This is a genomic window from Cetobacterium somerae ATCC BAA-474 (genome assembly GCF_000479045.1).
GTDB classification, from domain to species: domain Bacteria; phylum Fusobacteriota; class Fusobacteriia; order Fusobacteriales; family Fusobacteriaceae; genus Cetobacterium_A; species Cetobacterium_A somerae.
The window spans coordinates 1-7,445 of the sequence record NZ_KI518109.1; the positions used below are offsets into that span (position 1 = coordinate 1).

Here is a 7,445-nt window from a genome sequence, read left to right on the forward strand (position 1 = left end):
AAATTAATATATATTTAAATATTTTTATTAGTTGAGAACAAATGATTTTATAGAGCTTTATAAATTTACTCTATTAATAAAGATAAGAAATAATTTTGACAAATGATTTTTTTGAGTGTATACTCCATATGGGAGGATTGCATCGATAATGGAATGCAACGCAACTAAATAATACTCTAACCATGGAAGAGTTTTAGCTTCTGGTTTCTGTTAACAAATCAAATGTTGACAGAAGCAACAAGGAGTGATAACATGCTAATAAAGGCTGTATTAATTATTAAGATTATTTACAAACTATATGAAGTGTTTACTCTTATAGAGACAATATGATTAGTATTGTCTTCTAGATTTTTACTACATAAAATTTTATGTAGGTGGTGGTTATAAACGGGACTCAAATAAGCCACCAATTTTTATATAATGTTTGAGTCTTTTACAGAGTATGTTGCCTTAATTGATTTAAGTTCCTGCTTCTGTCAACATTTGATTTGTTAACAGAAATAATATTTGTTATATAGATATATTATATCACATTTTGTTGCTTGTAGTTATTTTATATAACTAAAGAATTTTACTACAAAATATAGTAGGGGGTGGCAGTCTATCTGAAGTAATTTAGATAGATTTTTTTTATGAATTTAGATGAGAGAATATTAAAAAATTTAACTTGTGAAAATTTAAAAGAAGTATACGAGAAATTTAAGGAAAAAAAACATGATTATTTATCTATTCCAGAAAAAGATAAAAGACAAATGGGTGAAGATGGAATAAGTTTAAGAACTTATGATAAAATTTTTACAGATAGTAATAATTTTTTAGCAATAATAAATAGAGTAAAAAATAGAAAATATTTATTTAAACCTTTCAGAGAAATAGAAATTTCAAAAGATAAAAGACTTTCATTAAAAGAAGCAAAATTAAAAAATAAAATAAGAGTTTTATCAATAGCAAATGTTAAAGATACGGTTGTTCAGCAAGTTATTTATGAAAGTATAAAAGAATATACAGAAAAAAAATTTAAAGAAATTGATTTAGTAAGCTACGCATATAGAGAGGGGAAATCAGCTCCTTCGGCAGTTAGAAGAATACAAAAATATATAGAGTTAGATTATAAATATGTTTTAAATATGTTTTAAATATGGATTTAAGTAAATTTTTTGATACTATAAATCATAAGTTAATGATAAATGATTTATATAAATTTTTTGGAAAAGATAATAAAATATTACTTACTATTTTAAAGAATTTTTTGTATTCATACAGAATAACATCTAAAAATTTAAAAGAGACGAGATATAAAGGGAGAAAATTAAGACCAACTTTAAAAATTTTTCATAATGTCAAAGTTAAAAGAGAGAGAAGAGAAAAGGGAATTCCTCAAGGAGGAGTTCTTTCAGGGTTACTAGCAAATATTTATTTATATGACTTTGATTTATGGATTTCGAACATTTTGAGAAGAAAGTATGATTTGAAATATATAAGATATGCTGACGATTTCTTAATATTATTAAAAAATGATGAAAAAATAGAAGAAATTTTTAAAGAAGTTGAAAGTCAGTTATCAAAGAAAGAATTAAAAGTACATCCATTAGGAGAAAAAAGTGAAGTTATAAACTTAAATGAGAGATCAACTAATTATGTTGGATTTGAAATAAAGAAAAATAAAGTAAAAGTAAAAAAAAATAATGAAATAGCATTTAAAAATAAAATAAAATTAATCTTGAATGAAGCTGAAAAGTTGCAAGAGTTTGAAGAAAAGAAATCAATCAAAGTATTAAATAACATAATTAGGAAAATAAATTTTAAAATTATTGGGAATAGAGCATTTTATGAAAAATGTGAAAAATGTGGAAAAGAACCAGATTATAAAAATTGGATAGGATACTTCGGAAACATAACTGATGTCCATCAATTGAAAAAGATTGATAGATGGATATTTAATAATTTAAAATTTTTTATGTATAAAAATTTTGGATTTAAAATAAAAAAATCAAATTATTATTATTTAAAAGCTAATAATTTTGAACAAAATTTGTATAAATTAAGGCGCTTGGAATTAGAGTATTATGGATATAGAAAGAGCTTAAGAAAAAAAATAGAATTTTGCAAATGTACTCCAAAAGAAAAAAGTGAGTTTGAACAATATTAGATAATAGAAAAAATCCTTGAAAATTTTCGGGGAATTTTTTATTTATCATAAAATAGGTAATAGAGTAATTTTTTTGTAAATGAATATAGGGATATATTTTTAGTGTGAGAAATTAATCTTGTAGTAGGTGGCTCGTAAGGTATCTTGAAGTAATCTACTGATATCATAGCTTTATAACAAACATTTTCTTTGAGTTTAAAAAAATTTGTTTTACCACTTTCTGAATAAAAAATACTATTACTCTGAGAGTAATAAAAAAATACCTTGAATTAATCAAGGTATTTTATATTTTTAATTATTATTCCCACTCTTTAGTAGTATCTTTATCACATTTATCAATTCCTTTATTTTTCAACTGTTTTTTAACAAAAAAAAATTCGAAAAAATTTAAAATTTTTGAATAATGGTACGTTTTAAGTACTTTGAAATTGCAATTTTTTACTTTTAAAAATACATAATAATTAGGAGGAATTGCATGAAATCAAAAATTGATAAAAAAATCAATTGTTATTCAAATTTAAAAAAATATATAAATAAAAATTTAAAACTTAATATTAAAACTTATCTAAGAGGTGAGTTTTAATGTCAAGAGTATATAACAAAACTCGAAAAGAATACACTCAAATATCAAATAAATTATTACTTGATAAAACACTAACATTTGGAGCTAGAGGACTTTTAGCTTTAATGTTATCAAGACCAGAGGAATGGGACTTTAATATGAACGAAATCGCAAGTAATACATCAGAGTCATACACAAAAGTAAAAAATTACATGAAAGAGCTTGAGAAAAGTAAATATGTAGTTAGATTAAAAAGAGGTGTACCAGGCAGAAAAAGCGAATTTGAATGGTTATATTTTTTAAATGAAATACCTTTTACAATTGAAGAGATTGAAAGTTTAAAAAACGAGTACTTAAATAAAAAAAATACCAATTCCAACGACCAGTCGATTTTACGACCTTCGTTGTCAACGAAGATCGTTGCCAACGACCATCGTAAAATCGAGGGATATATAAATACTAATACATGTAAAAATACTGATACATATAAAAATACTAATAAAACATGTACATGTAAAGAAGAACATGCTTCTTTTGAAAATATTTTAGAAAAAAATGAAAAAGGATTTCCTTGTAAAGATAAATGGGAAAAATTTTTAGTTGATAATTTAAAAGGAGTTCATTATCAACCAAAGATAGAAAAAGCTATTAAAAAATTAGAGAAAAAAGAAACAGAAAAAACAATACAAAACTATTTAATTAACACATACAACACAGGTATAGAACAAGGACTTTCTTTAAACGTAATAGCAACAGTTATAAGTATAGGAAAAATATTAGAGAAAAAAATTCCTAAAACTATAGTTACAACAAATCAAGAAGAAGTTAAAAGACCTATAGCTAGAGCTGAAAAAATAAAATTTATGAAAGAAGAGCTAGGAAAAGAAGAGATAGTGAGATTAGAAAAAGAAATATTTGATGAAATACAACTAGATGGATTAGCTCTAGAAAATGAGATAGGAAATTTACTGTGTAAAAAATATAATGAAAAATATTTAAATAAAACTTTGTAAAATTAAGTTTAAAGCATGACTAAATATTTTAAAGAACTTTCTTAGTTTAATACTAAAAACTCTTTTAAAAGATACAATCATAAAGTTTAAAGACAATATAAAATCATTTTCAAAATATACCTTTAGTTTTAAAGCTTGTAATATTGATTTTAAGGAACTTTGATTTTTTCATGTGATTTCGTCGCACGATTGTTTTAAAGTGTTTTTTAGCACAAAATAAGAGGATTTAAACTTGATTAAGAATTATACTTCAAAAATTTAAATATTTTTTACTTAAAAAAAGAATTTTCCACCCTAAAAAGTGCAAAATAAGAACATTGGAAACTAAATATTAATGCAGACTATATATTTTTTATGTTTATACAAATTTTAATAATTTTAAGGAGATGAATTAAAATGAATAAAACAGACCTAAAACATAGATTAATTGATGGAATGATAGTTGAGTTAGACTCAGAATTTTGTTTACAGTATCTTTCAACTAGTGTTCACTTTAAAACGGAATTTGAATTTGTAAAAGGATTAGAAAAAATTGGACTTATTGAGACTAACGAAATAGAAAAAGCATTGAAAAATGTACTTCGAATTTGTACACCAAAAGATAAAGACAAAGTAATCATATATGAATATACTAAAAAAAGGTATATTGGATTTTAAGATGATTATATTATAAAAATTTTATTAAACTACTTTGGCAAGTTAATATTGACAATTCTTTGAAAATATAATAAAATCAATAGTAATCAAAGAATATTATTGAAAGAGGTGTTAGTATGTCTAAGAAAAGAAAAATAAACTATTCTACAAGAAAGTTAAATACTCTAAAAAAGGCTCTTAATTCAGCCAATGAAACAATAGAAGTACTTAACAATCCTAAAAATTTTGATAGATTAACAGAAAGTATAAAGCAATACAACACTAATAGATTATTATCAATCAAAGGGTTTGAAAATGCTTAATATTTTATTTACTCCAAATGCTTGGGAAGATATACAAGAGTTAGAAAAAGAAGATAAAAAATTATATCAAAAAGCTAAAAAAATGATAACTGAAAGTGCAAGAGATCCACTTAATAGAAGTGGAAAAGCAGAAAAGTTAAAAGGCAAAAATTTTGAAGGTTGTTATTCAAAAAGAATTGATAAAAAACATAGAATAATCTACAAGTTTAATGAAGGAGAATTAATTATTTTGGCTTGTTTTGGACACTATGATTGATTGAAAGTCTGTACCTAAATAAAGGGCAGACTTTTTTATTTTAAAAATTTAATACAATATGGAGGGTTATTTATGAAAAAAATATTGCTGATTTTTTTATTATTTAGTAAAATGTTTACAAATAGCTTCGCTATTCCCGTTTATGATGCGGCGAATCATCAGCAAAATATGGCAAATTATCAAATGATGTTGCTTCAAAAAATTGAAATGATAAAAACAGCAACAGAAAACGCATTACAAACACAGCAACAAATACAACAATTGCAGAATGATGCAACCAATTTATCACAAATAGGAGCAACTATTTTAGGACAAGAAAATCAAGCTCTGTTAGATGGGATAGATAGCTTAGTAAAAATAAATGATAATTCACAATCTTTAATTAGAAACCAACAAAATTTTGATAAAAATTATGAGAATTTATTTCAAAAGATTGAGAAATATAAAAATATGGATAGAGAGCAACTTGAAAGAGAAAGTTTAAAGTTATCAAGAGAAATGAATAGTAATTTAAAAACTTCTATGAAAGTAACAACTACAATGCAAAATCAAATGTCAAGAGAAAAAAATAGATTAAATTCGTTTGGTAAAAATACGGGAACACTAAATGGAAACTTACAATCATTACAAGCCATAAAAGCTGTAGGAGATGACCAAGCTAATAAATTAGCTAGAATTGAAGCTTTACAAGCAGAAGAAATTAGATTAAAAGCACTGGAAATGCAAAAACAAGAAACTGAAAAAGAATTAACAAAAGAAATGGTTGAAAAATCTTTAGGATTAGATAAATTTAAAAAAATAAAACTTTGAAACTTTATAAAATTATAAGGAGAAACTTATTATGAAAAAAATTATTATGCTAATTTTAATAACAAGTTCATTTATTGCTTGTGGTAAAAAAGATATTGTTGAATTAACTTCAAGAGAAGAAAAAGAAAAATTAGTAAAAGAAATAGTAGCTGGAGATACAAATTCTCAAAAAAAATACGATGTCATTATCCAAAAATTAAAAAGCCAAATGAAAGAAGGAAAAAAAGAAGCTCAAAATGAGCTTGAAGAGTGGGAAGCAAAATTATCAACAGAAAAATCTTTAGGATTAGATAAATTTAAAAAAGTGCAACTTTAGTCTGTAACATTTGTTACAGACTTTTTTATTAACTAACGAATTTCAATAGGAGGTTTCACATGGATTTAACAACAATACTTAATGAATTAATGAATAAATTTTCACTTGCAACAGAACGCTTAGAACCAATAGCATTAGGAATATTAACATTAATGTTTGGATTTGAACTTTTAGTAGCTATAGCTTGGAGGCAAGAGGAAAGTGATCCAGTAAAAATATTAAGAAATAAATTTGGAATGTGGGCTGGATTATATACGATGATATTTATGTATAGAAGACTATTAGTTAAAATAAACGAAAGTTTTATATGGTTAGCTGGAAAAGCTTCTGGTGTTGAAATAAAAAACCCAAGTGGAATGCCTTCTGCTATTATAGGAAATGGTTTTTTAGAGTTAGAAAAGCTTAGAAAAAACATACAATTTTCAGATATGTCCTCATGGTTATTTTTGGTACTTCTAATTTTTGGAATTGTTATTGTTTGTTATTTAGCTCTTGAAATTTTTATAGTTTATTTAGAATATTCTTTAATTACTTCACTGGTTATAATTTTTATTCCATTTTGTATGTTTGAAAAAACAAGATTTATGGGAGAGCGTGTATTTAGTTTAGTAATTTCTCAAAATATAAAAATATTTCTTCTAACCTTTTTAATTAGTTTCATAACAAAATATCTAAATGAGCCATTAGTTGAAAATACTTTAGGAGGTGGATTAATGTATATAGCAGGATTAGCAGGACTAGCCTTTTTAGCAAGTAAAACGTCTGGATTATCAGCATCTATAATACAAGGAACTCCTCAATTAAGTTCGGGATTAGATGTAAAATCTTTTACTGCTGGTGCAATTGCTGGTGCAGTTGGAGCGGGTACTATTGTAAAACAAGCTGGTATTGGAGCAAGTGCTGGAGCTTCTCAAGGTGGAATTTCTGGGTATGCTAAAAATGGATATGCTGGTGGTGTTGTTGGTACTGTTACTGGAGCTATAGGTGGCGGAATTTCTGGCGCGATAAAAGGAGCAAAAAATTTAAAAAATAATAGGTAATTTTACAAAAAATAAAAATGAGGGAGAATACAATCTCCCCCATTTTTATTTAAGGAAATAAATCCTCAATAAAACAAACCTTCTAACAGTGTAACATATTTTTAGTAAAAACAAAAGAGGAAAGATAAACTTTCCCCTTTTGCAATGAATTTAACTAAATTTTAAATGATTTCCAAAATAATATCAAATTTTTATAGAGAAGTAAAGTTTTAATTTATAAAACCTTTAATAACAACGAAAATAAATCACCTAAGTCTTATATCACCTTTCTTCTAAGAAGCACTTTAAAATCAATTTTATGAGGTTTTTTAATGTAAAAAATTTAAAAAATAAATTTAAA

Annotated in this window: 9 protein-coding genes; all 9 read left to right on the forward strand. The window is 24.7% G+C overall.

Going from position 1 to position 7,445, the window contains the following annotated elements:
• Positions 1 to 632 precede the first annotated feature (632 nt).
• The gene (locus tag HMPREF0202_RS04160; RefSeq protein ID WP_023052037.1) at positions 633 to 1,136 is read left to right on the forward strand and encodes an RNA-dependent RNA polymerase family protein; all 504 of its coding nucleotides are present in this window, start codon (positions 633 to 635) and stop codon (positions 1,134 to 1,136) included.
• Positions 1,137 to 1,180: 44 nt separating this feature from the next.
• Positions 1,181 to 2,149 (forward strand): reverse transcriptase domain-containing protein, encoded by a 969-nt coding sequence (locus tag HMPREF0202_RS04165; protein ID WP_211231158.1) that lies wholly within the window; start codon positions 1,181 to 1,183, stop codon positions 2,147 to 2,149.
• Between the two features lie 582 nt (positions 2,150 to 2,731).
• The gene (locus HMPREF0202_RS04170) at positions 2,732 to 3,724 is read left to right on the forward strand and encodes a hypothetical protein (protein WP_023052039.1); all 993 of its coding nucleotides are present in this window, start codon (positions 2,732 to 2,734) and stop codon (positions 3,722 to 3,724) included.
• 396 nt (positions 3,725 to 4,120) lie between these two features.
• The gene (locus tag HMPREF0202_RS04175; protein WP_023052040.1) at positions 4,121 to 4,381 is read left to right on the forward strand and encodes a hypothetical protein; all 261 of its coding nucleotides are present in this window, start codon (positions 4,121 to 4,123) and stop codon (positions 4,379 to 4,381) included.
• Between the two features lie 116 nt (positions 4,382 to 4,497).
• The gene (locus HMPREF0202_RS04180) at positions 4,498 to 4,683 is read left to right on the forward strand and encodes a hypothetical protein (protein ID WP_023052041.1); all 186 of its coding nucleotides are present in this window, start codon (positions 4,498 to 4,500) and stop codon (positions 4,681 to 4,683) included.
• A complete protein-coding gene (locus HMPREF0202_RS04185; RefSeq protein ID WP_023052042.1) occupies positions 4,676 to 4,939 on the forward strand; it encodes a Txe/YoeB family addiction module toxin in 264 nt (87 codons plus the stop codon). The genes HMPREF0202_RS04180 and HMPREF0202_RS04185 overlap by 8 nt, the downstream gene beginning before the upstream one ends.
• Before the next feature lie 111 nt (positions 4,940 to 5,050).
• Positions 5,051 to 5,749, forward strand: coding sequence for a hypothetical protein (locus HMPREF0202_RS04190; protein ID WP_211231159.1), 699 nt, complete (start codon positions 5,051 to 5,053; stop codon positions 5,747 to 5,749).
• Positions 5,750 to 5,780: 31 nt separating this feature from the next.
• Positions 5,781 to 6,065, forward strand: a complete 285-nt coding sequence (locus HMPREF0202_RS04195; protein WP_023052044.1) for a hypothetical protein — start codon at positions 5,781 to 5,783, stop codon at positions 6,063 to 6,065.
• Positions 6,066 to 6,124: 59 nt separating this feature from the next.
• Complete coding sequence (locus tag HMPREF0202_RS04200) at positions 6,125 to 7,105, forward strand: type IV secretion system protein (RefSeq protein ID WP_023052045.1); 981 nt, start codon at positions 6,125 to 6,127, stop codon at positions 7,103 to 7,105.
• Positions 7,106 to 7,445: the final 340 nt, after the last annotated feature.

Excerpts from the sequence above, each read along its gene's own strand:
- HMPREF0202_RS04160 (WP_023052037.1), top strand. The coding sequence starts at position 633 with ATGAATTTAGATGAGAGAATATTAAAAAATTTAACTTGTGAAAATTTA.
- HMPREF0202_RS04165 (WP_211231158.1), top strand. The coding sequence starts at position 1,181 with ATGATAAATGATTTATATAAATTTTTTGGAAAAGATAATAAAATATTA.
- HMPREF0202_RS04170 (WP_023052039.1), top strand. The coding sequence starts at position 2,732 with ATGTCAAGAGTATATAACAAAACTCGAAAAGAATACACTCAAATATCA.
- HMPREF0202_RS04175 (WP_023052040.1), top strand. The coding sequence starts at position 4,121 with ATGAATAAAACAGACCTAAAACATAGATTAATTGATGGAATGATAGTT.
- HMPREF0202_RS04180 (WP_023052041.1), top strand. The coding sequence starts at position 4,498 with ATGTCTAAGAAAAGAAAAATAAACTATTCTACAAGAAAGTTAAATACT.
- HMPREF0202_RS04185 (WP_023052042.1), top strand. The coding sequence starts at position 4,676 with ATGCTTAATATTTTATTTACTCCAAATGCTTGGGAAGATATACAAGAG.
- HMPREF0202_RS04190 (WP_211231159.1), top strand. The coding sequence starts at position 5,051 with ATGTTTACAAATAGCTTCGCTATTCCCGTTTATGATGCGGCGAATCAT.
- HMPREF0202_RS04195 (WP_023052044.1), top strand. The coding sequence starts at position 5,781 with ATGAAAAAAATTATTATGCTAATTTTAATAACAAGTTCATTTATTGCT.
- HMPREF0202_RS04200 (WP_023052045.1), top strand. The coding sequence starts at position 6,125 with ATGGATTTAACAACAATACTTAATGAATTAATGAATAAATTTTCACTT.